Consider the following 24,111-nt stretch of genomic DNA (forward strand, 5'->3'; position numbering starts at 1 on the left):
CCGGATCGCCAGCACGTCGCGCCACGACTTGGCGCCCATCGCCGCGCTCGTGGTCTCGGCCTGCAAACGCGCCAACAAGCGATGACTCTGCGCCGGCAACCGGCACGAAACAGTTTCAAGCTCGTCAAGCACACCAACCAGCTCAGACCCGGTGAGCGCATCGACGGGCAACCCGGCCAGCTCGTCATAGGCGGCGCGCAGCGCGGCAACCGCTGCCTGCACCGCTCCCGCACTCATAATTCGAACATACGTGCGACCACTGACAACTCCACTGACTCAAACTTTCTGTCAGGGTCGCGCTATTCACAGCGGGGCCGTCTAGGAGGTTGAGTAAGTCATGGTCCGATCACGACGAACGAAAATCCCGGCCGAGGAGAAGACTCGGCTGGTTCTGGCGGTGTTGGCCGGTGAGATGACCGGCGCCGAGGCTGCTCGGCGGTGCGGGGTGGCCTCTACTCAGGTGACCAAATGGAAGCACCAGTTCCTTGAAGCCGGGTCGGAGCGGCTACAGGAAGTACCCAGCGGCCCTGCGGGTGCGAAGGGCAGCCCCGAGCAGCGGCGGCTACAACTGGAGAACGAGCAGCTCAAACTCGCGCTGGCCGAAGCGACTGTGCAGCTGCGGATCTGGCAACGCGGCGCTGCATTGGCCGACCAGGTCCCTTCCAAGACCTCGAAATCCTGAGAGAGGCGGCGGGTCTGCCGGTTTCGAGGTTCGCCTGTCTAGCGGGTATCCCGGAGCGGACCTACCGGCGCCGGCTGGCTCGGATACGAGCTGGCGATCCGCCGAAGGGACCATGGCCAGCTCCGGTTGTGGACCGCATCGAAGACTTGGCGGTCAAATATGCCGAACAATGGCCAGCCTGGGGTTACCGCAAGATCGCGGCCTTGATGCGCGCCGATGGGCACGAGGTGACCAATTCGTCGGTACAACGTGCATTGCGGCGCCGCGGACTGCTGCTGCCGCAAGGGTTCCGAGCCGACCGAAAGTCATGGGCGGCGTTGCGTCGACGCGTCTTTCACGATCCGCCGACCCAACGTAACAGAGTGTGGCAGACCGACTTCTCAGAGTTCGAAACCGCCCACGGCGGAATATGGAGGATCAGCGCGGTCATCGACTACGTCACCAAATACTGCCTAGCCGTCACAGTCACACCCACCAGCCGCGGCCGCGACGCCGTGGGCTGCGTACGGCTGGCCGTCGAGGAAGCCACCCGCGTCCTAAATCTGGCCGACCTCAGACTCGACCGCGGAGAAATGGACGTTCTCGACGCCGAAGACAACGTCATCGGCCGCGCACCGGCTCCGATAGCCATCGTCTCCGACAACGGTCCCTGCTACCGCGGAAAAGACTTCCGCACCCTATTCACCGGCCATGATCCGCTACTGCGCCACATCCGCACACGCATCAAATCACCGCAAACCAACGGCGTTATCGAGCGATTCTTCGAAACCCTGAAATATGAGCATCTCTTCCGCGGCTACATCGGCGACGGCGACGCCCTCGACATGGAAACCCACCGATTCCGCATCATCTACAACACCATTCGACCCCACCAAGCACTGGCCGACCGCACCCCCAAACAGGCCTACCTCGACACCAAAAACCTGCCAACTTCTTGACTCAAGACACAACCGCGCCGACGTTCCGCTGACCGGGCACTTCAAGTGTCGCCCGGCCCGTGTCGCGGTTGACTTCCCTCCCATGAGCAATGAGATCACGCTGTCCGAACTGCAGGAATTCATCGCCGGCTACTGGTACGCCTACGACGAGGCCGACTACGACGAGATGGCGGCGGCCAAGGCCGAGAACATGCGCTTCATCACCCGCAGCGACTCGGGCGCAAGCCCTTTCGAGGAGCTGATGTCACCCGAACTGCACGGCCGCGAAGCCGTGATGGAGTGGCTCGCCGAGCACCGCAAGCAGAGCCCGTACCCGCTGCGCCACCATGCGACCAACCTGCACCGCACCGGCAGTGACGGCGACGTGACCCGCGCTCGCTTCTACATCTTCGTCAACCAGATCGCGAACTTCGTTCCGTTCGCGGTATCCAGCGGTATCGCCAACGTCGCCGTGCGCCGTGGGGCGAACGGACTCCAGTTCACCGAGATGGAGATGGTTCTGGACACCACCAATTCGGTGCTGTTGTCTGAACTCGCTGCCGGGACCGCGGCAGCCGGCAGCTAGTTCGGTGTCCGCGCGCGAGATTTTCTCCGGCGGCGTAGCGGTCATCACCGGCGCCGGTAACGGGATCGGCGCCGGCCTCGCACGTTATGCCGCCGCTCTCGGCATGACCGTAGTGCTGGTCGACGTTGACGCCACAGCCATCGCAGACCTACGCGGCGAACTGCCGGGCGCGGTCGACGTGGTGTGTGACGTGCGGGACGCGGCTGCCATGGAAACGCTTGCTGCTCAAGTCTATTCCGAGATAGGGCCGGTGCGGTTGTTGGTCAACAACGCCGGCGTCGAACAGTTCGGGTATTTGTGGGACACCCCCGTCGCCAACTGGGACCGGCTGGTGGCGATCAACGTCAGCGGCGTGTTCTACGGCGTGCGCGCGTTCCTGCCGCACATGCTGGCCGCCACAACACCCTCGTGGGTGTGGAACCTGTCATCGATCGGCGGCGTCGTCGCCGTCCCGCTGCAGGCGCCGTACATCATGAGCAAGCACGCTGTGCTGGCGCTGACGGAGTGTCTGCGGCTGGAGGTCGAATTCGCCGGGCACGCCGACCGGATCCACGTTCAAGCGGTGCTTCCCGGAGCAGTCAAGTCGAACATTTTCGAGTCGGCCGGCGGGGTCGACGGCGGTGACGTCGCGGCGGCCGAAGCGCAGCGCTCGGCGATGCTGGACATCAAGACCGAAGCGATGGATCCGATCGAAGCGGCGCGAGTGGTCTTCGAGCAGGCAAGCGCCGGTGAGTTCTATCTGCTCACCCAGCCCGAGTATGTCGGCAACGCAATGGCGGAGCGCGCCGACACGCTGGTCCACCGCCGGCCACCGGCGCTGCGCACGAAGCGCCGATTCGATCCGGCGGACGAGTGATGGTCTCGAACAGCATTGTGCCGCAATTGGATCCCGATGCCGCTGCCCGCGTCGCCGAACTCGGCGTGGTGCCTTCGATGCGCGAACGCGGGGTCACCGCCGTCCGCAACGCACTGGAGTCCGCCCCACTACCGCCGATGCATGAGATGGCTCAGGTGGAAGACCGGCTCATCGCCGGTCCTGGCGGCGATATCCCGCTGCGGATCTACCGGCCCTCGCTGACTGCAGTCTCGCCGGTGGTGGTCTACTTCCACGGCGGCGGCATGGTGCTCGGCTCGAATCACTCGTTTGAACCGCTGGCGCGCAACCTGGCGCACTATTCGGATGCGACCGTGGTGTCCGTCGACTACCGCCTCGCCCCGGAGGCTCCTCCCCCGGCCCAGTTCGACGACGCATACGCCGCGACGGCCTGGGTCGCCGCGCACGCCGACGAAATCGACGTCGACACGGGGAGATTGGCGGTGGCCGGCGACAGTGCGGGCGGCACGCTCGCCGCGGCTGTCGCCCTGGCCGCCCGGGACCGCGGCGGACCTGGATTGTTCGCCCAGGTGCTGATGTATCCGGGGCTCGACAGGAACCTGACGGTGCCCTCGGTCACCGCGATGCCCGACGCCCCGATGTTGTCGCTCGACGACATCGAGTACATGCACGAGTTGGCCGTCGGCCCGGATCACCCGTATGCAGTACCCGCAGGCGTGGCCGACCTGTCGGGGCTGCCGCAGGCGATCGTGGTGACCGCGGCCGCCGATCCGATCCGCGACTGGGGCGAGCGCTACGCGCAACGGTTGCAGGACGCCGGTGTGCAGACGACTCTCACGCGGTATCCCGGTGCGTACCACGGCTTTCTGATGCGCTCGGAGGCCACCGCCCGCGGTCGTTTGGCAGTGGCCGAAATCGGCGCGTTGCTGCGGGCCAAGTTCGCCAACCCACTCCCGTTCTGACATGAGAAACGGGTGTCCCGATCACCGGACAAGTGGCGATCCAATACTCAGCGGCCGCACCACAATCGAGCCATGCTCACCGAACAGCAGCGCACGCAGCTTTCCGATGTCCTTCGGCCGGCCTCTCCGCCCCGGCAGATCGACAACATCTACAGCGACGACCAACATGAGCGCCTACTCGACGTGGTCCGCACCCGGGGGCCTTGGCGCCTGATCATCGCCCAGCACTTCGCCTCTCCCGAAGAGCTGATGGCCACCATGAGCGGAATGTTCCCCGAGGGGTTCACCCCCTCGATGGACCTTTTTCTGACCGCGACGTTCCGCGGTTATCTGGCCAGCTACGGCACAGTGTTGTATCCCGAACTGCACGACTGCTTCTACAACGAGAGGTTCCTCAACTACGCCAAGAGCTACTGGAACGCCGAGTATGCGAAGCCGGAACTGATGCTGTTCAACATCAACGGGCCGTGCGCCAACCGCGATCCCGGCCACCTCGACTCCCCCAGCTTCCGCGGCGTGCGCCACGAGAACGCACCGACGTGGCTGACCAGCGTGATGGGCAAGTCCGGCCTGTTCCAGGACTACCTGATCAAGATGGCCCAGGTGATCACCTGGTTCTCGTTGGACGAGTCCAGCGGTTTCACCTACTGGCCCGACGGTCCGCTCAAGTCGCCACAACGCCTGCTCCCGCCGGTCTACAACCGCGGCGTGGTGGTCCAGAACGAGATGATGGTGCACCGCGGCGAGGCCAACGGGCCGCTCGAGTTTCAGACGCCGGCGGGTCTGGCGTTCGACACCGTCTTCACCGGCGATCCGGCCGACCGCGATTGGTGGTTGCTCAAGAACGGCGAGGACGTCATCGCCCGTCACCACACCGACGAGCTGCGCTTCCTGGTGCACTGGTCGGCCGAGGTGTTCGCCGACTACGACGAGCTCAAGAAGAACATGGACGGAAGCGACGACCTGACCATCGACAAGGCCATCGACATGCTCGTCGACGACGTCCACAAGAAGGGGATCAAGCTCGACGTGCCGAGCGAGCCGCTGCATGATGCGGCGTTCATCGGTGCGCTGAATGCGGTCTACGACCTGGGCGGGCCCACCGAGTATCCGGCGGAGGCTCCGGTGTCGGCCTTCCAATTCGCCTGACGCGGGAAGGGGTGCCTCAGTCGGTTCCGTATTCGGGAACTGACACCGGTTCTTCTTCGTCGACGATTCCCAACCGGCCTGTGCGCACGGCGTCGAAGATGGATTCGACCAACTTCGAGCACGAAAGGAAGACCGGCGGCCGGCCGTGCGCCGCCAGCTCTTCGGCGGCACGCCGCTGCGGACACGCGTTCACCGCCGCGGCGTTCCACTGCACGGTGGTCTGCTCCCAGGAACTCTTGCGCGCCAACACTTCCGCGCCACAGGCACCGCAGATGACCGGCACCATCGGCACGTCGTCGAGCCGGTTGTCCGGGCGGACGGTCATCCCGCACTCGTCAGCGATGACTTGGCAGCCAGGTTCGCCTCGACCACCTTCATCCACTCCTCGCGCGGACGGGTCGTGTCGACCTCGTACTCGAAGCGGTCCACCATGTCCGGCATCACGTCGGCGATGTCGACGTAGAACTGTTCGTACCACCGGCGGAGTTGATAGACGGGGCCGTCTTCTTCGCACAACAGCGGGTTGTCGATGCGCGCCTTGTTCTTCCAAATGGCGACGTCCTGCTCGAAACCCATCTTGACGAAGTCGCCCAGCCCGATGGCCGTCTGCAGCGCCAGCTCCTCGGGAAGCGTCTCCGACTTCTTGACGATGATTCCGTACTGCAGCACGAACGAGTGCTGGTCTATCGGATAGTGGCAGTTGATCAGCACCGTCTTATGGTCGACGTCGGTGTAGTGGTAGGTCAGGTCGTCGATCATGAACGACGGGCCGAAATACGAAGCCGCTGAGGTCGTTCCGAGCATCTGCGTCTCGCCCGGCTCACCGATGTCCGGTCGGCCGGCACTGTTCATGTACTGGGTCGCCACGTGACCCTCGAAGATGTTCTTGAAGTGCGTCGGCAACGAGCCGTGGATGTAGAAGAAGTGCGCCATGTCCACGACGTTGTCGATGATCTCGCGGCAGTTGGTGTTGACCACCGTGGTGTACCAGTGCCAGTCCGTCCAGTCGTCGCTGGTGGCGCCCTCGATGCGAGGGATGGTGACCTCCGGCGGAGGCGGGTTGCCTTCCGGATCGTTCCAGACGAACAGCATGCCGTCCTGCTCGAGAGTGGTCCACGTGGCCGTTCGCGCCAGCCTGGGTACCCGCTTGCTGTACGGGACCTTCTTGCATCGCCCGTCGCCGCCCCAGCGCCAGTCGTGGAAGGGGCATGCGATCTCGTCGCCCTTCACCTCACCCTGGGACAGGTCTCCGCCCATGTGCCGGCAGTAGCCGTCGAGGACATTGATCTGACCGTTGCCGCCGCGAAAGACGACCAGCTTCTTGCCGAAGGCCTGCACGCCATGGGGTTTGCCGTCTCCGAAGTCGCGAAGGAGGCCGAGGCAGTGCCATCCCCGGGCGAATCTCGTCGGCGCCGCATCGGCCTCGATCTGGCGGACCTCGATATCGGATTCCAACGTCATACCGCTGTTCTAGCAGCTGATCAAGCCTGTGTTCACGGATCTGTTCCGCTCATCAGGAGGCCGGTTTCGCCTGGTGCTCGAGCCATCTAGGTTTGGCGAGGTGAGCAGCGCACACGGAGCGACCATCCCGGACGGCTTGCCCGTCGGCGACACCACCGTCGATCTGCTCGTCGTCGGATCCGGCACCGGCATGGCGGCGGCCCTGGCCGGTCGCGAACGAGGATTGTCGGTACTGATCGTCGAGAAGTCCTCGTACGTCGGCGGTTCGACCGCCCGCTCCGGCGGTGCGCTCTGGTTGCCGGCGAGCCGCGTCATCGCCGAAGGCGGAGGCACCGACAGCGCACAGCGCGCGACGACCTATCTGGACGCGGTAGTCGACGGGACTGCACCGGCGGCGCGGTCAACCGCCTTCGTGGCCAACGTCGGCGCGACCGTCGCTCTGCTGCGCCGCACCACGCCGATGCGCCTGTTCTGGGCCAAGGACTACTCCGACTACCACCCGGAAGCAGTGGGCGGCAGCGCGGTTGGCCGCACATGTGAATGCCGGCCGCTCGATTCGGCGGTACTGGGACGGTATCTGCCCCGGCTGCGGCCCGGCGTGATGGAAGTCAAGATCCCGATGCCGACGACGGGTGCGGACTACCGGTGGCTGAACCTGATGTCACGGGTTCCTCGGAAAGGCTTGCCGCTGGTCGCCAAACGGCTCGGCCAAGGCGCGGGCGGGCTGCTGCTCGGACGCCGATACGTCGCGGGCGGCCAAGCGCTGGCCGCCGGTTTGTTCGCCGGTGTGCTGCGGGCCGGAATCCCGATCTGGACGGATACCACGCTGCGAGGTCTCGTCGCCGACGGTGACCGGGTGACCGGCGCGGTGCTCAGCCAATGCGGGAGGGATGTCACCGTGACGGCGCGGCGCGGGGTCGTGCTCGCGGCCGGAGGGTTCGACCACAGCATGGACATGCGGTGGAAGTTCCAGTCCGAAAGGCTCGCCGAGCACGCAAGTCTCGGCGCGCGGACCAACACCGGCGACGCGATCACGATCGCCCAGGAGCTCGGGGCGGCGATCGACATGATGGACCAGTCCTGGTGGTTTCCGGCGGTCGCCGCGACGCCAGGCGCCGACCCGAAAGTCATGCTGGCCGAGCGGTCGCTGCCCGGGTCGATCATCGTCGACCAAACCGGCAACCGCTTCGTCAACGAAGCGACCGACTACATGTCGTTCGGTCAATGCGTTCTGGAGCGGGAGCGCGCGGGCAATCCGGTCGAGTCGATGTGGATCGTCTTCGACCAGAAGTACCGCAACAGCTATGTGTTCGCCGCCGACCTGTTCCCCCGCATGGCGATCCCCAAGCTGTGGTACGACGCCGGCATCGCCCACCGGGCCGGGACATTGGCAGAACTGGCGACGAAGATGGGACTGAACCAGGCGGCCTTCTCGGCGACGATGCAGAGGTTCAACGAAAATGCCAGCGCCGGAATCGATTCGGACTTCCGCCGCGGCGCCAGCGCCTATGACCGCTACTACGGCGACCCGACGGTCACCCCGAACCCGAATCTGCGGGCGCTCGACTGCGCGCCGTTCTATGCCGTCAAGATGGTGCTCAGCGACCTCGGCACATGCGGCGGCCTGCGCGCCGACGACCGTGCTCGCGTGTTACGCGAGGGCGGCACCGTCATCGACGGTCTGTACGCGATCGGTAACACCGCGGCCAACGCCTTCGGCTCCACCTACCCGGGAGCGGGCGCGACGATCGCTCAGGGTCTCGTTTACGGGTACATCGCCGCGGCGGACGCAGCAGGGTAGTCAGTCGTCGGCTTCGGCCTTCTTCTCGATCTCGTACCAGTATTCGGGGGTCGGCCAAGGAATCCTGCTGCCGCGTTCGATCCCGGCGTCGGCGAATGTCGCCTCCGCTTCGTCGAGTTCCTTGAGCATCTTCAGTGCAAGTTCGCGTTCGGACGCGTAATACCTTTCGGCCCAACGCAATGCGACGTGCGCATATGCCCACGAGGGTTCGACGCCGGACCACTTGGCGTCCTTGGCCGCTTGCCGCTGCATCTCGTCGGCGTAAGCCACATGTTCCTGCAGAATCTCCTTCAGGCGCGCCGGGTCGGTGAGGTGGCCGAAGGTCACGCGCAGCAGCGGCCCGTGCTTCAACGACGGCGGGTCCACCGGGGCCTCGTCGGCCCAGCGCTTCACGGCGTCGAGACCGGCCTGGGTGATTTTGTACACGCGGCGGTTACGCGTGCCGCCGCTGTTCTCCACCCGCGACGACAACAGTCCCAGCCGCTCCAATTTCTTGAGCTCCGAGTAGATCTGGCTGTACGCCGGGCTCCCGTAGAAGAACCGCATGCTCCACTCGATCCACTTGCGGATGTCGTAGCCGGACAACTCGTGTTCGTACGACAGCATGCCCAACAGCGCCCAACTGGTCGCCGCAAGATTCGGCTTCGCCTCGGACCCGTCATCAGCCATTCTGCCAGCCTAACAACGCCTGATCACGACGATCGCGAACTCACCACTGGCCGGGAAATCAGGTTGCGCAGCACCCGGATGCATGCGCACCCTGAGTGCCATGACGGCCCAACGACTCGCCGACCTGCGATCGGTGTACGAACCGCTCGCGCAGTCGGTGCGCCGACTCATCGACGTCACCATCCGCACGCGAGCAGACGCCGGGACCGTCTCGGCCGCCAAAGACAGAATCGATTGTCTCGTCGAGGAATTGAGCACGTCGCTGCACGACGGTTCCTTCGGCCTGCAGCACACGAGCGCCGGTGAAGCCATGGTATGGGGCAATGTCGTTATCGGGGTGCGCAATCCGGCCGCCCCGCCGCTGACTGTGCACCACGACCCGGGCGGCACCGTCTGGTCCGAGTTCATGCTCGGGGCCGCCTACGAGGGACCGCCCGGGCACGTCCATGGCGGGGTCTGTGCGATGCTGCTCGACCACATCCTCGGCGCCACGGCACACCAGCCGGGCAGACCGGCCGTCACCGGCACCCTCACCACTCGTTACCGGCGCGGAACCCGACTCGGCCAGCCGTTACGCGCCGAGGCCCGGGTCGAGCGGGTAGAGGGGGCCAAGACGTTCGCGGTCGGACACATCGCCGACGCCGACGGGACCACAGTCGAAGCGGAGGGCGTCTTCATCTTCCCGAAAGCAGCCGAACGGGACTGACCGGAAACCGCTCCACGCTGGGACGGCCCTGCCAGAATCAATTGTGGCCAACGAGCACCCCCACACCCCGGATCGTAGGAACGGCGGCCGCAACGAGACGGAAGTCGAACGGTTGGACCGCAATTGGGCGAGCCTGTTGCAGGAGCTGCGGGTCGCCGAGACCGGCGTCCAGCTGCTCACGGGCTTTCTGCTGATTCTGCCGTTCTCCGACCACTTCTCCAATCTCGACTCGGTCATGCGAAACGTCTATCTGGCCACGGTGGCCTGTTCGATCGGGGCGGCGATCCTGCTGATCGCCCCGGTCAGCATGCACCGGCTGCTGTTCCGCCGGCACCGGATGAAGACGCTGGTGTCTTCGGGACACGTATACGCGGTGCTCGGCATGCTGCTGCTGGGCGTCGCTCTCGCCGGCGTCGCGACGATCATCTTCGACACTGTCGCGGGCCGCCCTCAGGCGTGGACCGCCGGAGGCGTTTCGCTCATCGCGCTCACGGTGTTCTGGTATGTGATGCCGCTGTGCCGACGCGGCTCCGGAGCCGCCTGATATCCACGTTTGCGGCCCCATTGGCTTGGGAACCCCTGGGCCATGTTGATTCGACGTATCGCGCGCCCGATGCTGTCTGCAGCCTTCATCGCCAGAGGAGTGGAGGCACTACGCAGCCCGAAGCCGGCGGCCGACGCCGCACGGCCGACCCTGGAAGGTCTGAGCAAGCTGCCCGATCCCGTCGGCACCAACGTGCCCGCCGACGCCGAGACGGTCGCCCGCGTCACCGCCGCCGTGCAGATCGGTGGCGGTCTGCTGCTGGCCACCGGCAAACTGCCCAGGGTGGCGTCAGCGGCCCTCGCGCTCAGTGTGGTGCCGGGCAGCCTTGGCGGACATACGTTCTGGAGCGAGACAGACCCCAAGCGCAAAGCCGACGAGCGACGCGCGTTCATCACCGACGTGAGTTTGATCGGCGGTCTGATCATCGCCGCGGTCGACACCGAAGGCAAACCCTCGCTGGGCTGGCGGGGCCGGCGCGCGGCGCACAAGGTCTCTGAGGCGGTCACCTCCGCGTTGCCCGTCGGCGCGGCCGCCGGCGGTGCGCTCGCCGACAGCGCGCTGGCCGACAAGCTAGGCCAGGGCCTGCACGTTGCGCGCGAGCGCGGCGCCGAACTCGCCGAGGCAGCGCGCGAGCGCGGGTCAGAGTGGGCGGAGGTCGCACGCGAACGCGGACCGGAGATCGCCGAAGCGGCGCGCAAGCGGGGAGCTGAACTCGCCGACGCGGCGCGTGAACGCGGTCCGGAGATCGCCGAGGTGGCGCGCAAGCGTGGCGCTGTGCTCGCGGATGTCGCCCGCGAACGCGGCTCGGAATGGGCTGACGTGGCTCGTGACCGCGGCTCCGAATGGGCCGACGTGGCGCGCGACCGTGCACCCGAACTCGCCGACACCGCGCGCGGCCGAGCGGCGGAGTTCGCCGATACGGCGCGCAAGCAGGCCAAGCAGGCGCGCAAAGAGGCCAAACGCCAACAGCGCAAGCTCCGCTGAGGGCTCGCAACGGCGCCAAAGCACACCGTATCCGTCTCCGTGACCGGTACATTGACCCGATGACGAGCGGAAATTTCGAACCCCAGCCCGGCCAGTACGGCCAGTACGGTCAGCCCGGCCAGTACGGTCAGCCCGGCCAGTACGGCGGCGGCTATCCCACCGGCGGGCAGCCGGGCGGCCTGCTGATTCGCTGGCTGGCCCGCATCATCGACGGCATCATCGTGGGAATCGTCAGCGCACTGCTGGCCTTCGCCACCCACAGCGCCTCCAACATCATGGTGACCGGCCTGTTCACCGGGGTGCTGATGTTCGTCTATTTCTTCGCCTTCGAGACCACCCAGGGGTGGACGCCCGGCAAGAAGCTGCTGGGTCTTCGCGTACTGGGACCCGGCGGCGCGCCCAAGCCCACCGCCGCGCAGTCGGCGATCCGCAACTCCTGGACCGTGCTTCCGATCATCCCGTACATCGGCGGGCTGCTCGGCGTCATCGCGATCATCGTCATTGCCGTCACCATCAGCGGCAGCCCCACCAAGCAGGGCAAGCACGACGAGATCGCCGGCGGCACCCAGGTCGTCAAGGGTTGAGCGAGGGCTCGGGTCGTCAGACGACGATCCCGAGCAGCAGCACCAACACCAATCCGGTTACCGACAGCACCGTTTCCATGATCGACCACGACTTGATCGTCTGGCCCACCGTCATCCCGAAGAATTCCTTGATCAGCCAGAAGCCCGCGTCGTTCACATGCGAGAAGAACAGTGAACCGGCCCCGACGGCGAGCACGACCAGCGACACTTCCCCGCTGCTCATCCCTTCGACCAGGCCGAGCATCAGCGAGGACGCGGTGATTGTCGCAACCGTCGCCGAACCCGTTGCGAGCCGGATCAATACGGCCAGCACCCACGCCAGCAGGACGACCGAGACGTTGGCGTTCTTGGCCCACTCGGCCAGCTGGGTGCCGATACCGGTGTCGACCAGCACCTGCTTGAACCCGCCCCCGGCTGCGACGATCAGGATGATGCCCGCGACCGGCGGCAGCGACGACTCGATGCATTTGGTGATCTGATCGCGTGTCATCTTCGCGCCGCGGCCGAGGGTGAAGACTCCGACGATCACGGCGATCAGCAACGCCATCAGCGGGCGGCCCAGGATGTCGAAAGCCTGACGCAGGAGGTTGTTCTCGTCGTCGATGAAGATGTCGACGAGCGCCTTGCCCATCATCAGGGCGACCGGAAGTAGCACTGAGGACAAGGTGATACCGAACGACGGCCGCACCCGGGTCTCGGTCTGCGTCGCGGCGCCCGCCTCGGCTCGAGTGGTTCGTGTGTCGGCGCCACCGGAACCGAAGTCGTCGGCCTCGAACCGGTCGGGGATGTCCAGGACCACCCAGCGGCCCGCGAGCTTGCCGAAGAGCGGCCCCGCGACGATGACGGTGGGAATCGCCACGGCCACACCGAGAGCCAACGTGATCCCGAGGTCGGCGTCCAGCAGGTCGATGGCGGTCAACGGACCCGGATGCGGGGGCACGAGGCCGTGCATCGCGGAAAGCCCTGCCAGCGCGGGAATTCCGACGGTGATCAGCGATTGACCGGATCGTTTCGCGACCAGGTAGATAACGGGCATCAACAGAACCACGCCGATCTCGAAGAACATCGGTAGCCCAATGATCGCCCCGACCAGGGCCATTGCCCACGGAAGCCCCCGCGGTGAGGCACGCCCGATGATGGTGTCGACGATCTCGTCGGCTCCTCCGGAGTCGGCGAGCAGCTTGGCGAACATCGCGCCCAGAGCGATCAGGATTCCCACGCCGGCCGCGGTGGTCCCGAAGCCGTCGGCGAAAGAACCGAGTGTGTCGCCGATGTTCACCCCTGCGACCACACCTACGGCCAATGCGCCGAAGATGAGCGCGAGGAACGGGTGGAGCTTGGCGACCGTGATGAACACGACGATGAGCGCTATACCCGCGAGCGCAGCGGCGATCAACTGCCAACCCGATGCGACCGGTTCAGGCAACTCGGTCTCGGCCGCCAGCACGGTGATCGCCGCGTTCATCGGTTCTCCTTGTCGGTCGAGCTCAAATCGGCTGCCTTGACGTAGCTTTCGACGATCGCATCGATGCTCTGATCCACATCGATGGCGATTCCGCGCTCATCGGATCCGAGCGGCTCGAGCGTGTTGAACTGGGACAGCAGCAGTGAAGCAGGCATGAAGTGACCGGGGCGGCTCGCCTGGCGCTTCCCGATGACCTCCGGCGTCCCGGACAGGTGCAGGATTTCGAGTTCCGCACAGTGCCGGCGCAATTGATCGCGATACTTCCGCTTCAGCGCCGAACAACTGATGACGCCACCGGTCGCACAATGCTCGGCCAGCCACCCGCCGATCGCTTCCAGCCAGGGATAGCGGTCGTCGTCGTCAAGCGGCACACCGGCGGTCATCTTCGCGATGTTGGCCGGTGGATGGAAGTCGTCGGCGTCGGCGAACGGCACGCGCAGGCGCTGCGCCAGCGCCGCCCCGACTGTCGACTTGCCCGAGCCTGATACGCCCATGACGACGATTGGTGACGCCATCTCCTCCACCTACCCGGTTGTGTTTGCCGTCACACAGCATGCCGTAAAAGGCATACTATTGCAATCAGTTTGCAGAAAGATATGTTCTTACGCAGGTGAGGCAGACTATGAAACGATGTAAGTGTGACGTCTGAACCAGTGGTCGGGGCGCTGCACGGCAGCCTGCTCTCCACGCTGGGCACCGCGATCGTCTCTGGACGGTACCCGGCGGGCGACGTGCTGACCCTGGACGGGGTAAGCACGCAGCACGGACTGTCGCGCAGCGTCGTGCGCGAGGTGATCCGCGTGCTCGAGTCGATGGGCATGGTGGAGTCGCGGCGCCGCGTCGGCATCACGATTCGGGCCTCCGACAAGTGGAATGTCTTCGATCCCCGGCTGATTCGCTGGCGGCTGGAAGCCGGCGATCGCGCGGCCCAACTGGCCTCACTCTCGGAGCTGCGTCGCGGCTTCGAACCTGCGGCGGCGGGGCTGGCCGCCCGACGCGCCGACCCGGATCAGTGCCGCATCATGGCGGCCGCCGTGTCGGACATGGTGATGCACGGACGAGCCGGTGATCTGGACGCGTACCTGGAAGCAGACAAGCTTTTCCATCGCACCCTGCTCGAAGCCAGCGGCAACGAGATGTTCCGCGCGCTCAACGACGTCGTCTCCGAGGTGCTCACCGGTCGCACCCATCACCGCATGATGCCCGCGACACCGAACCCCGCGGCGATCGATCTGCACGACCAGGTCGCGCGGGCGATCCGGATGGGCGACGAGGCGGCCGCCGAGCAGGCGATGCGAGCGATCATCGACGAGGCGAGTTCGGCTGTCGCCGAGCAGGACTAGCCGCGCTGTGCGGGGACCAGGGTTACCCGACGGTGGGCCGGGTGGTTAACTGCCGACATGGACAGGCAACCGAAGCTGGCACGCCGATTCTTCAATCGGCTCGAACCTGTGCACGCCGTCACCTACTTCGCCCCGGAATCCCGCGCCGCGCTCGACGGCCTTGGCTACAAGGGGTTTTGGATGGGCTACTTCGCGGCCCGATCGGCGCCGTTCGGGCTGGTGCCCGCCGAAGTCGTGACGGCGGCGTTCTACAACTTCGCGCCCTTTCGCGTCGCCAAAGCGTTGCCCGCGGCCTGGGATGTCGCCGGGCCGGCCGACGCGCTGCATGCTCGACTGGAGTCCGCGGTGGCGGCGCTGAAGCGGTGCGGCGTCGGCGACGGCGATGATGTCTACATCGCGGCGGATCTCGCTGCCAAGGCGGCCCGCAACGCGTCTATGGACGGCCGCCCATTGTTCGCCGCGAACGCGGCGCTGCCCTGGCCGGACGAACCGGTGGCCAAGCTGTGGCATGCGACCACGCTGTTGCGGGAACAGCGCGGCGACGGGCATGTCGCGGTGCTGGTCGACAACGGGATATCGGGTCGCGAGTCGAACGTCCTGCATGCTGCGGCGGGGCGCGTGCCCAAGGAGATGATCATGCGCAGCCGCGACTACGACGACGAACAATGGGCGTTTCACCGGGAGCGCCTGGCCGAGCGCGGCCTGCTGCGCGGCGACGAACTCACCGACGCGGGCCGCGAGCTCAAGCAGCGAATCGAGGACAGCACCGACAGACTCGCACTGCCCGTGCTCGACGCGTTGGACGACGCCGAGGTCGAAGCACTGTTTCGGGCGTTGACACCGATCACGCGGAAGGTGATCGCCGCGGGTGACATACCCGCCGCGACACCGATGGGCCTGGGCCGCGACGACCTCGACGACGACAGCGCCTGAGCCTCCTCTTTTTGGCGCGAGCGTGCGCGTCTGCACACGACACGCCGCGCTGTGACAGCATTTTGCGCATCCTCGCGGCAGGCTGAACGTCGTGATGGTGCTCAAGTCGATGACGCTGTTCGTGCTGGCCGCGGTCCTCGAGATCGGCGGTGCGTGGCTGGTGTGGCAGGGCGTGCGAGAGCACCGCGGCTGGTGGTGGGTGGGTGTCGGTGTGATGTCACTCGGTGCCTACGGTTTCGTTGCCGCGTTCCAATCCGACGCCCACTTCGGCCGGGTGCTCGCGGCGTACGGCGGCGTCTTCGTCGCCGGTTCACTGCTCTGGGGCATGGTGGCCGACGGCTTCCAACCGGATCGATGGGACGTCGCGGGTGTGCTCGTCTGTCTCGTCGGCGTGGGTTTGATCATGTACGCGCCGCGGTAGCGCACGGTCACCGCGGCACGAGCGCGCACAGAGTGCTGAAATTGCGCGGCGTGTCGTGTGCAAACACGCACGCTCGCGCCAAAGGGGTCTACGTGGTCTGGTTGCGATTCCACTCCAGCCAGCCCACGCCCGTGCGGCCGTCGGCCGTCGTCACGGTGGCCCAGGCGCGCGGGAAGTGGCTGATCCGGCCGTCGGGCGACGTGAGCAGGACAGGCGCATGGCCACGAACCTCAGCTGTCGCTGTGACGTCACCGGGCGTCAGCGTCAGCGTCGTCTGCAGCGGTAACCCATTGTCGGAGAACGATTGCTGCGCAGTGACGGTCTGCAGCTCGATCAGCGGCTCACCCGGCGGCTGCACATAGCCGACGCCGAACGGCGGTGCTCCCGGAATGCGAATGTCGACGCCGTGCAGATGGGTGCCGTCGTCGAGATGCAGCGCGCTCCACACCCAGTCCATCGCCCACCAGTCGCGCACACCCCAGGAGTGGTCGCGCTGCCCTGGCACATCGGTGAACGTCAACTCGCGGCCGTCTACGCGGACAGTTCCCGACACCGTGCACGGAAATTCGTAACGCGGCGTCACGCGATACTGGTAGGGCCTGCCGACCGTCGTCCACTCCAGCTCCATCGCGATCTCGACGGGTCGGCCGGACTCGTTGCGCAACAACGCCGCCGGATCGTCATATGCCTGACCGCGTCCGTGCATCGTGACGCGGTACCGCTGCAGCGGTTCGACCGCGGTGAGCACGAGATCGATCGCGCCGGTGCCCTCGAAGTCGATCAACGCGTAGGTCGGAATGCCCGGACCGCATACCAAGCCGTTCACCCACGAGGCTTTCAGGTTCGGGTACAGCCCGAGTCGCACCCATCCGCCGATTTCCTGTCGCGGGTCGACGAAGTCGTAGTACCAGCTCTCGTTCCACAGCGGCTCGTCGCCGGCGGCGTGCTCGCCTTCGTCATCGGCGGCTGGTGACAACGGCTCGGGTACAATCGGTTCCGGCAGCACGTCCAGCGCACCGACGTCGAGCACATGCTGGCAATGGCGCTGCAGCATGGTCATGAACATCTCGTCGCCGCGGTCGGTCCGCTCGACGAGCATCGAAGAGATGATCGCCATCATCACGCCGAAGAAGCTCTGCCTGCGCACGCCGTCGCGCACGTCGTCGAAACTGATCGGCGCCTTCGCTCCGAGCGCACCGTGGTAGGCGCGCAACAGCGGTTCATAGTGTGCGCGGCGCACTTCGACAGGCAGGGCGCAACCGAGGAAGTACGCCACATCCGTCATCGCCGGCCCCCACGTCACCGTCTGCCAATCCACCACGGTCAGTGGACGATCGGCTCCGGGCTGGCCGAAAAGCATGTTGTCGAGGCGGTAGTCGCCGTGCACGAGCCCTCTGATCCGGTCGTCGCCCGCCTCCGCGGCAAGGTAGGCATCGAAGCTACCGACCAGCCGCTCACACACCGCGCGGTGCTCGGGGGCGATCTGGTCGGCATAGCGTTCGGCGAACCCGGCGTACAGCCCGGAGATCAGCGCCTGGTTGACCGGGGCGTCCCGGTTGAGCCAGTCGGCGCTGGCCGCAGCGGAATCGCCGAGTAGCGGGCCGTGCAAGCGGCCGAGCTCTGCCAGCGCCAACATGGCCTGTTCGGCTGAGGCGCCGCGGATTTCGTCGCCGACGGTCGCGGGCCCGGCATCGCCGAGCAGAAGGTGGAAGGCGCCGGTGTCGGCGTCGAACCCAGAGGAGTAGCACGGCGCCACCGGTCCGCCGATGCGCGGCGCGATGTCGGTGTAGAACCGGACCTCACGTTCGTAGAGTCCGAGCGCAAGCCCCGTCTGCCGGCTCACCGGGTCGGTGGCGGCCACCTTCAGGACGACCGACGCGGGCCCGCTGCCGCCTTCCGCGTACGTCAGCGCAACGCGGTAGCACTCGCTCATCTGGCCCGTGCCGATGCGCTCATAGGAGAACTCCGCGACCGGTGAGCCGATGGCGAGCGCCAGCCATCCAGCGGTCAGGTCAGCGGGCCGCTCGACAACACCGGTTGCGGGCAAAGGTCACCTCCATGTGACGAAACAAGTTGTAGTGCAACATCATCGAGCGGCCAACGAGAAGCCCTCCCACGCTTGCCTGCGGGCAGCGTTTGGATCGAACTCGATGCGCGGACGCCGGTCGAATACGCGAACCGCACGGTCAGTGCTGGTGTAGACGGGCCAGTCGTCGCCCGGCACACCGGTACGCGCGAACTCACGCCAGCGGCGCTGCACGTCGTCGCTGACGCGCAGCGCGGTGCGGCGGTCGCCGGCCGCGGTGAGCAACCGGCCGAAGTTCGTTCGGTAGACGTCGAACACGGCGAGCAGTTCGGTGGCGTGGGTGGCCCCGAGGCCCGACCAGCGCAGCGGCCGCGGCGCGTAGTCGTAGCGGTACAGGTATGTCGGAGCATGCCGGCTGTGCGCCTCGGCGATCTGCCAGGCAGCCGATCCGAACGCGAAATCGCCACCGAACTGGATGCACGCCGCCGGGTTCGGATAACCCGGGTACGCCGCGGTGATTCGTTCGCGCTCTTCGGGTTCGGTCTCGGCGAGCAGCCGCTCGATCATCGGCTCCGACATCGGCAGCAGCTTGAGGAACCGGCCGAAGAGCCGCGCCTCCTCGGCATTCGTCCCGACGATGAGAGGCACCCGGTGGGCATCGCCACTGCGCATCGCCTCGACCGGGTCCAGTGGCAGATAGTCGGTTCCGGCGGTGGGTCCAGCGGCGAAGGCCCCGAGCATCTCGCGCTGGCCGTGCTTGATGAGCCGCTCGAACGCGCTGACCAGTTCGGCGGGACGGGCCGCCATCACCGCGTTGGCGCCGTCGTGATCTGTCGCACCCAGCATCTCGGCGAACCTCGTCGCGTACTGAGCGGCGACCTCGGGGGTGCGCACCATCCCGGCGGCCGGGCTCTCCGAAATGGCATGGGTGAATAGACCTTTGGCGGCCGGGACGGCGAGCAGCGTGGCGACGGCGTGTGCGCCTGCGCTCTCACCGAAGATCGTCACGTTGTCGGGATCGCCGCCGAACACCGCGATGTTGTCGCGAACCCAGCGCAGCGCCATCACCAGGTCGCGCAGGTACAGGTTGTCGTCGATCGCGAAGTCCTTGTTGGACAACGACGAAAGATCGAGACACCCCAGGGCGCCCAAGCGGTAGTTCACCGAGACGTACACACAACCTTTGCGTGCCAACGCCGCCCCGTCGTAAAGCGGCGTTGCCGAGCTGCCCATGAAGTAACCGCCGCCGTGGATGAAGACCATGACCGGCAGCCCGGACTTTCCGGCCGACTCCGAGCGCTTCTTGGGACTCACCACGTTGAGCGTCAGGCAGTCTTCGCTCATCGGCTGGTACTTGCCGGGCGCCAGGATCGTGTACATGCGTTGCTGCGGTGCGCAGTTTCCGTACCCGTGGCAGTACCGCACGCCGCGCCAGGGCTGCACGGGCTGGGGCGCGCGCAGCCGCAGCGGCCCCACCGGCGGGCGGGCGTACGGGATGGCTCGCCACCGGTGCACGCCGTCACGGCTGAAGCCCTCGACCGTGCCGGATGAGATCGTTGCGCGGACGGTGTGTTCGTGCATCATCCGACGTTAGCAATGGCCTGCGGCCACGCCTGGCCAGGGATTGCGTGTCGGCCCGCTAGCCTGGCCGGTATGCGAATGGCGGTGCTGATCGCGTCTGTGTTGGTAGCGGGATGTTCCTCGACGACGGGCGGGCAGGCCGAGCGAATCCAACCGATTCCGCCGGCGTCGTCCAGCTCACCGACGCACACCACGACCACGCCCAGCACCGCCAAGCCCGCCGCTCCCCCGGCCCCCGGCGCGCCGATCGGTGACGTGGTCGCCTGGATCAAGGCCGGCGAGCCCGCTGATGCCGCGCAGTACCACTCAGCCACCCGGGACGGCCAGACCACACAGTTGGGCGCGGACGTCGCGTTCACCACGCCGTCCGGCAAGACGAGCTGCATGACCGACGCCGACTACAGCGAAGGCGCCCTGGCCTGCCTGGTGGAGCTGATCGATCCCCCGCCCCGGCCGGCGGACGCCTACGGCGAATGGAAAGGCGGCTGGGTCGATTACGACGGCAGCAACGTGACCATCGGATCCGTGCACGGGGACCCCGGCCGTTTCGTCGCCGGACAAGGTGCCGAGCTGCCCTACGGCCGGGTTCTCACCTTCGGCGACTACCGCTGCCGCAGCGATTCTGTGGGTCTGTTCTGCGCCAACGATGCGGCTCAGACCGCGGTGAAGTTGTCCGACGCAGGCGTCGAACCGTTCGGCTGCCTGCAACAGGTCACCGCACCGCCGCAGACCGGCGAGAAATTCAGCTGCTGACCGGTCAGCGCCAGCCGTCGGCTGCTTTGGCCGCCCTGACCAACGCATCGCAGAGTTCCCGCAGCTCTCCGGTCGCCGCACCCTCCTCGACTGCCGTCGCGACGTCCTCCGCGGCGCATCGGACCTGGTAGACGCGGTCGGCGAGCTCGGCGGCCTCCTCCGGACTGAGCACGACGGCGTCGGGTGCCAGTGAAGTGCCTTTGATCAGGCTGCGCTGTTCGTATGCGCGTTGCCGACAGGACTGCCGGCAGTACTGCCGGCGCCTGCCGAGCCCGACGTCGTCGACCTCGCGGCCGCACCAGCGACATGATTGCGCGCGTAGACGCTTCTTGATCCCGGGTGCCACGGCCGTGACTGTAAACCGGAGCCGCAGGAATTCCCGGTATCATCGACGGTCGAGTCGGGAACTTCACAGCGGGGTGCTGCGTTGCTTACCCAGACCTTTATGCGCTGATCGAGGAGTGTTTGACGATGGCTGATCGTGTCCTGCGGGGAAGTCGCCTCGGAGCCGTGAGCTACGAGACCGACCGCAACCATGACTTGGCGCCGCGTCAGGTCGCGCGCTACCGCACCGACAACGGCGAGGAGTTCGACGTTCCCTTCGCCGACGACGCCGAGATTCCCCACACCTGGCTGTGCCGCAACGGTATGGAAGGAACCCTCATCGAGGGTGACGCCCCGGAGCCGAAGAAGACGAAGCCGCCCAGGACGCACTGGGACATGTTGTTGGAGCGGCGGTCGGTCGAGGAGCTCGAGGAGTTGCTCAAGGAGCGCCTCGACATCATCAAAGCGCGCCGCCGCGGCAACTGACCCTGGTCGCTCACGAGCGACCGCTTTCTGCCCGCGAATCACGGCGTGTCGCCGGACAAACACGGTCGCTCGCGCCAAATAAGGCAACCAAGGCAAATGAGCCAGGCGTCACCTCGTGGCGCTGACTCCTCGGCCGCGGTCGATGCGCCCGCGGATACCCCACTCCGCGACCTTGAACAGGGCTTCGCGGATGTTGGACCCGCTCATCTTGGATTGACCGAATTCGCGTTCGGTGAAGGTGATCGGCACCTCGACGACGGCGAAACCGTTGTTGATCGTGCGCCAGGTCAGGTCGATCTGGAAGCAATAGCCCTTGGAGTCGACCGCAGACAGGTCGATCTTCTCCAACACCTCGCGGCGGTACGCGCGGTAACCGGCGGTGATGTCGTGGATGTCCACCCCGAGCAGCACTCGGGAGTAGCCGTTCGCGGTCCGCGACAGCACCAGGCGCCGGCGCGGCCAGTTGCGCACCTCTCCCCCGGCGACGTAGCGCGAGCCGATCGCGAGATCGGCCCCCGCGTCGATGGCGTCGAGCAACCGGTACAGCTGCTCGGGCGGATGGCTGCCGTCGGCGTCCATCTCGACGAGCACGGCGTACTCGCGGCTCAGACCCCAGCCGAAGCCGGCCAGGTAAGCAGCGCCGAGGCCACCCTTGGCGGTGCGGTGCATGACGTGGATGCGATCCGGGTCCGCGAGGGCCAACTCGTCGGCGAGCGTGCCGGTGCCGTCGGGGCTGCCGTCGTCGACGACCAGGATGTGCACCTCCGGGCGCGCCTGCTGGACACGACCGATGATCAGCGGCAGGTTCTCCCGCTCGTTGTAGGTGGGGATGATGACCAGCGTGCGCTGGCTTGGGCGTTCCCCCGGGCCCGGGCCCGTCGTCATGTGGCTCCTCTACCTTTGTTGCCGCCGCTCACTCGACGACGCACAAAGGTCCAATTGTGCAGTATCGCGGCGATCACACCGCCCAGACCGACGGCCACGAGCAGGCCCTCGATCCACGGACCCCATCGCGTCGCCGCCGTGAGCTGGGTTTTCAGCCGTACCGCGGTGTCGAGGTAGGCCGGTTCGTTGAACTCGGTTCGGGCCACTTCCCTGCCGTCGGGGGCGATGACCGCGCTGATTCCGGTGGTGCCCGCGACGACGACGTAGCGGTCGTGCTCGACGGCCCGCAGCCGGGCGATCGCGAGCTGCTGTTCGCTCATCGACTCGGTGAAGGTGGCGTTGTTGGAGGGAACGGCCAGCAGTTGGGCCCCGTTGCGCACCGACTCGCGGGTCGCCCGGTCGAAGATCACCTCCCAGCAGGTCGCCACCCCGACCGGAACCCCTGCGGCGTGCACCACTCCGGTGCCGTCGCCGGGAACGAAGTAACCCGCCCGGTCCGCATACGGCGAGAAGTGCCGGAAGAAGCTGCGCAGCGGCAGGTACTCGCCGAATGGCTGGACGATCTGCTTGTCGTGCCGTTCTGCGGGCCCGGTGCCCGGATCCCAGACGATCACGGAGTTGGTCGAGGCGGGGTTGTCGGGGGTGGCGTCCGGCGCTTCGACGACCGCACCGACCAGGATCGGCGCGTCGATGGCTGTGGCTGCGCGCGAGATCAGTTCTTGCGCATCGGGATTCGCCAACGGATCGATATCCGACGAGTTCTCCGGCCAGACGACGAACCGTGGACGCGGTGCTCGCCCGGCGCGGACGTCCTCGGCGAGCCGCATGGTTTCCCGTACGTGGTTGTCGAGCACCGCGCGCCGCTGCGCGTTGAAGTCCAGCCCGAGTCGAGGGACGTTGCCCTGTACGACGGCCACGGTGGTCGACGCTTCGTCACCGGCACCGAAGCCGGATTGGCGGACGTGCGGCCATGTGAGCGCGGTGACCAGCAGCACCGCGCTGATGCACACTCCCGGCAGTACCACGGCCGGCGGTGCGGCGTTTCGGCTCGTGTCGCGTCGCCACCGTTGTGCGACTTCCACCACGAGTGCCGCCAAGCTGAATCCGACGAGCACCACCGCGAAAGACAGCAGCGGCGCTCCGCCGAGTTGGGCGATCGACCGCAGCGGGCTCTCGGACTGGCCGTAAGCAACGACGCCCCAGGGGAATCCGCCGAACGGCACCGTCGACTTGAGCCATTCCTGCACTGCCCACACCCCAGCGAACCACAGCGGCCAGCCCGGCAACGCGCGCACCGTCACGGCGGCGGCGCCGAACAGCGCGGTGAACACCGACTCGGCGAGTGCCAACCCGATCCACGGGATCGGTCCGACGAATGCGCCGACCCACGGCAGCAGCGGCAGGTAGAACGCCGCTCCGAAGACGAATCCGTAACCGAGCCCGCCCCACACGGTCGTGGTCGGGCGCGTCAGCACCCACCCCAACAGTGCGAACGCAAGGAACCCCAGGTACCACCAGCCGAACGGCGGAAAGCTCAAGCAGAGCAGCAGGCCCGCCATGATCGCGGCGCTTAGCTGTGGCAGCCGGCTCACCAGCGATCGGCCGAATCGTCTTGTGCGAGAATCGGTTTCAGCCATAGATGGAGACCCCTCGGTGAACCGTCTGCCGGCAACGGGGCGACGGGCCGTCGAGCCTCGGCAGCGGTGGGACGCGCGACCGCTGGTCCGTCGACCAGCGCTGCACCGCATCGGCCGGGGCGCTGACCTCGAGCTCGTCGACCTCCCAGACCGCGTACGACGCGACCGCACCGGGCACCAATGTGCCCGTCATCCCGTCGCGCACGCCGGCGGCCCGCCACGCGCCGCGAGTGCTTGCCGCGAACGCCGCCCGCGCCGACAACGCGCTGCCCGGTGTCCGGTGTCGCGTCGCCGCGCGCACCGTCGCCCACGGGTCCATGCCGGTGACAGGGCTGTCGGAACCGAACGCGAGAGGCACGCCTTGGGATGCTAACAGC

27 protein-coding genes and 1 pseudogene are annotated in these 24,111 nt (G+C 66.7%); 16 read left to right on the plus strand and 12 right to left on the minus strand.

Annotation, left to right across the window (positions count from 1 at the left end; genetic code table 11):
* Positions 1 to 237 (minus strand): annotated as a pseudogene (locus A5663_RS13635) (hypothetical protein); the annotation flags it as partial.
* A gap of 100 nt (positions 238 to 337) precedes the next feature.
* Between A5663_RS13635 and A5663_RS13640 the strand changes: the two are divergent.
* The 6 genes from A5663_RS13640 to A5663_RS13665 all read left to right on the plus strand — a co-directional run bounded on the left by A5663_RS13640 (position 338) and on the right by A5663_RS13665 (position 5,131).
* Complete coding sequence (locus A5663_RS13640; RefSeq protein ID WP_068149641.1) at positions 338 to 682, plus strand: helix-turn-helix domain-containing protein; 345 nt, start codon at positions 338 to 340, stop codon at positions 680 to 682.
* 128 nt (positions 683 to 810) lie between these two features.
* Positions 811 to 1,620: an integrase core domain-containing protein gene (locus A5663_RS13645; protein ID WP_082974123.1), complete on the plus strand. Its 810-nt coding sequence runs from the start codon at positions 811 to 813 to the stop codon at positions 1,618 to 1,620.
* 82 nt (positions 1,621 to 1,702) lie between these two features.
* Positions 1,703 to 2,185 carry a nuclear transport factor 2 family protein gene (locus A5663_RS13650; protein WP_068149652.1) on the plus strand — a complete coding sequence of 161 codons (483 nt, stop codon included), beginning with the start codon at positions 1,703 to 1,705 and terminating at the stop codon, positions 2,183 to 2,185.
* 4 nt (positions 2,186 to 2,189) lie between these two features.
* Positions 2,190 to 3,041, plus strand: coding sequence for an SDR family oxidoreductase (locus A5663_RS13655; protein ID WP_068149654.1), 852 nt, complete (start codon positions 2,190 to 2,192; stop codon positions 3,039 to 3,041).
* Complete coding sequence (locus A5663_RS13660; RefSeq protein WP_068149656.1) at positions 3,041 to 3,982, plus strand: alpha/beta hydrolase; 942 nt, start codon at positions 3,041 to 3,043, stop codon at positions 3,980 to 3,982. The genes A5663_RS13655 and A5663_RS13660 overlap by 1 nt, the downstream gene beginning before the upstream one ends.
* Before the next feature lie 72 nt (positions 3,983 to 4,054).
* The gene (locus tag A5663_RS13665; protein ID WP_068149659.1) at positions 4,055 to 5,131 is read left to right on the plus strand and encodes a hypothetical protein; all 1,077 of its coding nucleotides are present in this window, start codon (positions 4,055 to 4,057) and stop codon (positions 5,129 to 5,131) included.
* A gap of 16 nt (positions 5,132 to 5,147) precedes the next feature.
* On the opposite strand, the gene A5663_RS13670 is transcribed toward A5663_RS13665, so the two are convergent.
* Together A5663_RS13670 and A5663_RS13675 are read right to left on the minus strand one after the other, a co-directional pair.
* On the minus strand, positions 5,148 to 5,456 hold the full coding sequence (locus tag A5663_RS13670) for a ferredoxin (protein WP_068149661.1): 309 nt from the start codon (positions 5,454 to 5,456) through the stop codon (positions 5,148 to 5,150).
* Positions 5,453 to 6,592, minus strand: coding sequence for a Rieske 2Fe-2S domain-containing protein (locus tag A5663_RS13675; RefSeq protein WP_068149665.1), 1,140 nt, complete (start codon positions 6,590 to 6,592; stop codon positions 5,453 to 5,455). Before A5663_RS13675 ends, A5663_RS13670 begins: the two co-directional genes overlap by 4 nt.
* A gap of 100 nt (positions 6,593 to 6,692) precedes the next feature.
* Here A5663_RS13675 and A5663_RS13680 point away from each other — a divergent pair, with 100 nt between their 5' ends.
* Entirely contained in the window at positions 6,693 to 8,393 is a 1,701-nt protein-coding gene (locus A5663_RS13680; protein ID WP_068149668.1) for a 3-ketosteroid-delta-1-dehydrogenase, read from the plus strand.
* On the opposite strand, the gene A5663_RS13685 is transcribed toward A5663_RS13680, so the two are convergent.
* On the minus strand, positions 8,394 to 9,062 hold the full coding sequence (locus A5663_RS13685) for a PadR family transcriptional regulator (protein WP_068149671.1): 669 nt from the start codon (positions 9,060 to 9,062) through the stop codon (positions 8,394 to 8,396). It lies immediately after the preceding gene.
* A gap of 100 nt (positions 9,063 to 9,162) precedes the next feature.
* On the opposite strand from A5663_RS13685, the gene A5663_RS13690 reads away from it, so the two are divergent.
* Genes A5663_RS13690 through A5663_RS13705 form a run of 4 tightly spaced genes read left to right on the plus strand, consistent with a single transcriptional unit; the run spans position 9,163 to position 11,880 of the window.
* Positions 9,163 to 9,768 (plus strand): PaaI family thioesterase, encoded by a 606-nt coding sequence (locus tag A5663_RS13690; RefSeq protein ID WP_068149716.1) that lies wholly within the window; start codon positions 9,163 to 9,165, stop codon positions 9,766 to 9,768.
* A gap of 43 nt (positions 9,769 to 9,811) precedes the next feature.
* On the plus strand, positions 9,812 to 10,312 hold the full coding sequence (locus A5663_RS13695) for a DUF6328 family protein (RefSeq protein ID WP_068149674.1): 501 nt from the start codon (positions 9,812 to 9,814) through the stop codon (positions 10,310 to 10,312).
* A gap of 42 nt (positions 10,313 to 10,354) precedes the next feature.
* Positions 10,355 to 11,296: a DoxX family protein gene (locus A5663_RS13700; RefSeq protein ID WP_068149678.1), complete on the plus strand. Its 942-nt coding sequence runs from the start codon at positions 10,355 to 10,357 to the stop codon at positions 11,294 to 11,296.
* Positions 11,297 to 11,355: 59 nt separating this feature from the next.
* Positions 11,356 to 11,880 carry an RDD family protein gene (locus A5663_RS13705; protein WP_068149681.1) on the plus strand — a complete coding sequence of 175 codons (525 nt, stop codon included), beginning with the start codon at positions 11,356 to 11,358 and terminating at the stop codon, positions 11,878 to 11,880.
* Between the two features lie 16 nt (positions 11,881 to 11,896).
* Here the strand turns inward: A5663_RS13705 and A5663_RS13710 are convergent, their stop codons facing one another.
* Positions 11,897 to 13,345, minus strand: a complete 1,449-nt coding sequence (locus tag A5663_RS13710) for a GntP family permease (protein WP_068149684.1) — start codon at positions 13,343 to 13,345, stop codon at positions 11,897 to 11,899.
* Positions 13,342 to 13,860, minus strand: a complete 519-nt coding sequence (locus tag A5663_RS13715; protein WP_068149719.1) for a gluconokinase — start codon at positions 13,858 to 13,860, stop codon at positions 13,342 to 13,344. Before A5663_RS13715 ends, A5663_RS13710 begins: the two co-directional genes overlap by 4 nt.
* A gap of 123 nt (positions 13,861 to 13,983) precedes the next feature.
* On the opposite strand from A5663_RS13715, the gene A5663_RS13720 reads away from it, so the two are divergent.
* The 3 genes from A5663_RS13720 to A5663_RS13730 all read left to right on the plus strand — a co-directional run bounded on the left by A5663_RS13720 (position 13,984) and on the right by A5663_RS13730 (position 16,042).
* The gene (locus A5663_RS13720; protein ID WP_068149688.1) at positions 13,984 to 14,688 is read left to right on the plus strand and encodes a FadR/GntR family transcriptional regulator; all 705 of its coding nucleotides are present in this window, start codon (positions 13,984 to 13,986) and stop codon (positions 14,686 to 14,688) included.
* Positions 14,689 to 14,745: 57 nt separating this feature from the next.
* A complete protein-coding gene (locus A5663_RS13725) occupies positions 14,746 to 15,621 on the plus strand; it encodes a hypothetical protein (protein WP_068149691.1) in 876 nt (291 codons plus the stop codon).
* Between the two features lie 94 nt (positions 15,622 to 15,715).
* Positions 15,716 to 16,042, plus strand: a complete 327-nt coding sequence (locus A5663_RS13730; RefSeq protein ID WP_068149694.1) for a YnfA family protein — start codon at positions 15,716 to 15,718, stop codon at positions 16,040 to 16,042.
* Positions 16,043 to 16,130: 88 nt separating this feature from the next.
* Here A5663_RS13730 and A5663_RS13735 read toward each other — a convergent pair whose 3' ends face one another.
* Positions 16,131 to 18,089 (minus strand): phosphotransferase, encoded by a 1,959-nt coding sequence (locus A5663_RS13735; protein ID WP_068149697.1) that lies wholly within the window; start codon positions 18,087 to 18,089, stop codon positions 16,131 to 16,133.
* 39 nt (positions 18,090 to 18,128) lie between these two features.
* Complete coding sequence (locus A5663_RS13740) at positions 18,129 to 19,649, minus strand: carboxylesterase/lipase family protein (protein ID WP_068149722.1); 1,521 nt, start codon at positions 19,647 to 19,649, stop codon at positions 18,129 to 18,131.
* 72 nt (positions 19,650 to 19,721) lie between these two features.
* Here A5663_RS13740 and A5663_RS13745 point away from each other — a divergent pair, with 72 nt between their 5' ends.
* Positions 19,722 to 20,402 carry a hypothetical protein gene (locus tag A5663_RS13745; RefSeq protein ID WP_068149700.1) on the plus strand — a complete coding sequence of 227 codons (681 nt, stop codon included), beginning with the start codon at positions 19,722 to 19,724 and terminating at the stop codon, positions 20,400 to 20,402.
* A gap of 4 nt (positions 20,403 to 20,406) precedes the next feature.
* Here A5663_RS13745 and A5663_RS13750 read toward each other — a convergent pair whose 3' ends face one another.
* Entirely contained in the window at positions 20,407 to 20,748 is a 342-nt protein-coding gene (locus A5663_RS13750) for a hypothetical protein (RefSeq protein WP_369816632.1), read from the minus strand.
* 125 nt (positions 20,749 to 20,873) lie between these two features.
* On the opposite strand from A5663_RS13750, the gene rbpA reads away from it, so the two are divergent.
* Positions 20,874 to 21,212 (plus strand): RNA polymerase-binding protein RbpA, encoded by a 339-nt coding sequence (gene rbpA / locus A5663_RS13755; protein WP_068149704.1) that lies wholly within the window; start codon positions 20,874 to 20,876, stop codon positions 21,210 to 21,212.
* A gap of 108 nt (positions 21,213 to 21,320) precedes the next feature.
* On the opposite strand, the gene A5663_RS23835 is transcribed toward rbpA, so the two are convergent.
* From A5663_RS23835 to A5663_RS13770, 3 genes are all read right to left on the minus strand, one after another.
* Positions 21,321 to 22,097, minus strand: a complete 777-nt coding sequence (locus A5663_RS23835; RefSeq protein WP_068149708.1) for a polyprenol monophosphomannose synthase — start codon at positions 22,095 to 22,097, stop codon at positions 21,321 to 21,323.
* A complete protein-coding gene (gene lnt, locus A5663_RS13765; RefSeq protein WP_068149710.1) occupies positions 22,094 to 23,734 on the minus strand; it encodes an apolipoprotein N-acyltransferase in 1,641 nt (546 codons plus the stop codon). Before lnt ends, A5663_RS23835 begins: the two co-directional genes overlap by 4 nt.
* A partial coding sequence (locus tag A5663_RS13770; RefSeq protein WP_156744477.1) for an amidohydrolase family protein occupies positions 23,727 to 24,111 on the minus strand: 385 nt, incomplete at its 5' end. The genes lnt and A5663_RS13770, both read right to left, overlap by 8 nt.

The organism is Mycobacterium sp. E740 (assembly GCF_001672895.1).
GTDB lineage: Bacteria > Actinomycetota > Actinomycetes > Mycobacteriales > Mycobacteriaceae > Mycobacterium.

Bases quoted from the DNA above. Each gene is read 5' to 3' on its own strand.
- A5663_RS13640 (WP_068149641.1), top strand. From the start codon at position 338: ATGGTCCGATCACGACGAACGAAAATCCCGGCCGAGGAGAAGACTCGG.
- A5663_RS13650 (WP_068149652.1), top strand. From the start codon at position 1,703: ATGAGCAATGAGATCACGCTGTCCGAACTGCAGGAATTCATCGCCGGC.
- A5663_RS13660 (WP_068149656.1), top strand. From the start codon at position 3,041: ATGGTCTCGAACAGCATTGTGCCGCAATTGGATCCCGATGCCGCTGCC.
- A5663_RS13665 (WP_068149659.1), top strand. From the start codon at position 4,055: ATGCTCACCGAACAGCAGCGCACGCAGCTTTCCGATGTCCTTCGGCCG.
- A5663_RS13670 (WP_068149661.1), bottom strand. From the start codon at position 5,456: ATGACCGTCCGCCCGGACAACCGGCTCGACGACGTGCCGATGGTGCCG.
- A5663_RS13675 (WP_068149665.1), bottom strand. From the start codon at position 6,592: ATGACGTTGGAATCCGATATCGAGGTCCGCCAGATCGAGGCCGATGCG.
- A5663_RS13685 (WP_068149671.1), bottom strand. From the start codon at position 9,062: ATGGCTGATGACGGGTCCGAGGCGAAGCCGAATCTTGCGGCGACCAGT.
- A5663_RS13690 (WP_068149716.1), top strand. From the start codon at position 9,163: ATGACGGCCCAACGACTCGCCGACCTGCGATCGGTGTACGAACCGCTC.
- A5663_RS13700 (WP_068149678.1), top strand. From the start codon at position 10,355: ATGTTGATTCGACGTATCGCGCGCCCGATGCTGTCTGCAGCCTTCATC.
- A5663_RS13705 (WP_068149681.1), top strand. From the start codon at position 11,356: ATGACGAGCGGAAATTTCGAACCCCAGCCCGGCCAGTACGGCCAGTAC.
- A5663_RS13710 (WP_068149684.1), bottom strand. From the start codon at position 13,345: ATGAACGCGGCGATCACCGTGCTGGCGGCCGAGACCGAGTTGCCTGAA.
- A5663_RS13715 (WP_068149719.1), bottom strand. From the start codon at position 13,860: ATGGCGTCACCAATCGTCGTCATGGGCGTATCAGGCTCGGGCAAGTCG.
- A5663_RS13725 (WP_068149691.1), top strand. From the start codon at position 14,746: ATGGACAGGCAACCGAAGCTGGCACGCCGATTCTTCAATCGGCTCGAA.
- A5663_RS13730 (WP_068149694.1), top strand. From the start codon at position 15,716: ATGGTGCTCAAGTCGATGACGCTGTTCGTGCTGGCCGCGGTCCTCGAG.
- A5663_RS13740 (WP_068149722.1), bottom strand. From the start codon at position 19,649: ATGCACGAACACACCGTCCGCGCAACGATCTCATCCGGCACGGTCGAG.
- A5663_RS13745 (WP_068149700.1), top strand. From the start codon at position 19,722: ATGCGAATGGCGGTGCTGATCGCGTCTGTGTTGGTAGCGGGATGTTCC.
- rbpA (WP_068149704.1), top strand. From the start codon at position 20,874: ATGGCTGATCGTGTCCTGCGGGGAAGTCGCCTCGGAGCCGTGAGCTAC.
- A5663_RS23835 (WP_068149708.1), bottom strand. From the start codon at position 22,097: ATGACGACGGGCCCGGGCCCGGGGGAACGCCCAAGCCAGCGCACGCTG.
- lnt (WP_068149710.1), bottom strand. From the start codon at position 23,734: ATGGCTGAAACCGATTCTCGCACAAGACGATTCGGCCGATCGCTGGTG.